This window comes from Hominiventricola sp., from assembly GCF_057604405.1.
On sequence record NZ_DBLYVB010000083.1, the window covers coordinates 1 to 1,739 of the forward strand.

Annotated in this window: 1 protein-coding gene; it reads left to right on the top strand. The window is 45.4% G+C overall.

Features of this window, described 5'->3' with window-relative positions:
- A partial coding sequence (locus ACZMB2_RS14180) for a leucine-rich repeat protein (RefSeq protein ID WP_487597192.1) occupies positions 1–1,739 on the top strand: 1,739 nt, incomplete at both ends.

Below are 1,739 nucleotides of genomic sequence, written 5' to 3' on the forward strand. Positions count from 1 at the left end.
GTCACAGTAATTGCATTGATTGCTGCGATGATCGTATTGATTGTTCTTCTTTTCAGCAGTGGAAAAAAGAGCAATAAGCAGATTCCGTATACAGTAGATAAGATACAGGATACGGATACGAAGAAAGAAACACAGAAAGAAACTCAAAAGGAGACAGAAACTGAAGTAGTTGAAATCAAAGACAACAAGGTTACTTCTGGAAGAAATGTCTATGAGCTTTCAAATGATGAGTTAAAGCTTGTTGAGTACAATGATCAGGGACAAGTTGTTCGTATTCCAGCAGAAATCGGCGGATATTCGGTAACTTCAATTGGTTCACATGCATTTAAGAACAATACGTCAGTTCAGTATTTAAAGCTTCCAGATGGAATGAAGAAACTGGATGATTCTGCATTGTCTGATATTGAGCTTTTGAAAGAAGTTGTAGTTCCGGAATCAGTTGAAGAGATTGGAAACCTTGCTTTTTCAAAGGTTCAGAAGGCAATTTGTGTAAAGGGAAGCTTTGCATGGAATTATATGAAGTATATGGCAGATGAGGTAGTTGAGGGAACTTCACTTTCACTTGACAATAATGCGTCCACGCCATCAAGCTCTGCGCAGCAGACAGTTCCAACACAGCCGACGACCGCACAGCAGGCAGCGTCACAGCCGCAGCCGCAGCAGACGCCAGCCCCAGCCCCGTCCCCAGAGCAGACACCGGCCACAGCCCCGTCTTCAGAGCAGCAGCCAGCCACAAATCCATCACCGGATCAGACACCAGCCCCGGCTCCATCTTCAGAGCAGCAGCCAGCCACAAATCCATCACCGGATCAGACACCAGCCCCGGCTCCATCTTCAGATCAGACGCCAGCACCATCACCAGATGAGACACCAGCGCCAGCATCGTCACCAGATGAGACACCAGCACAGTCACCAGATGAGACACCATCACCAGATGAGACGCCGGAAGCACCAACGGAGCGAAATGCAGAAAATATTCTTGCAAAAATTTCTGCAGATTCTGGTGGAAGCGTTGTAGGAAACAGCTATATGTTCTACGATTTTAATGGAAATGGTGTTCAGGAAGCATTTGCACTTGTTGATGTAGGTGGACGAAAGGAAATCTGGTACAATGGAGAGGATTCTACTTCCAATGCAGTTGAGATTTTCCCAATCACTGATGTTGCATCATGCAGTGTTAATGCTATTGCAAACGGCACAACACAGTTTGTTTTGAGCGTCACCACTTCAACAGGAGAATCATATTCCTGCATTTATGGAGCAGATGGTGCAAATGGCTATATGGTAGCAGATTTGCTTCCGGGTGTATTTGTATCAGATGGCGTAAGCTTACAGTTAGACAATGGAATGAATGGAGTTGCATATCTGCTTGCTTCTGACGGAGGCTATAGTGAGTATGCAGCACAGGAACTGGCAAAGAGTCAGTTTGATGCGATGCCGGGTGCACAGGATATCTGGTCACAGGTAAGCGCACTGATTGGTGCAGAACCAACAGACCTTCATTTCTGGAATCGTTCAAGTGCAGTTGGTAATTTGATCCAGATTGCATTTACAGATGCAGCAGGAACACCAAGTTACATCAATGTGTCATGGACTCAGGATGGAATGCAGTTTGAAGATGGTGCACTTAATGTTCATAATGGTGTGGTAAAATCTTCTTATACAGGATTAAATCAGATTCAGCCGCAGGAAGTTCCGCAGGTAGAGACAGAGCCGGCTGATCCAGCTACAGAGATTTC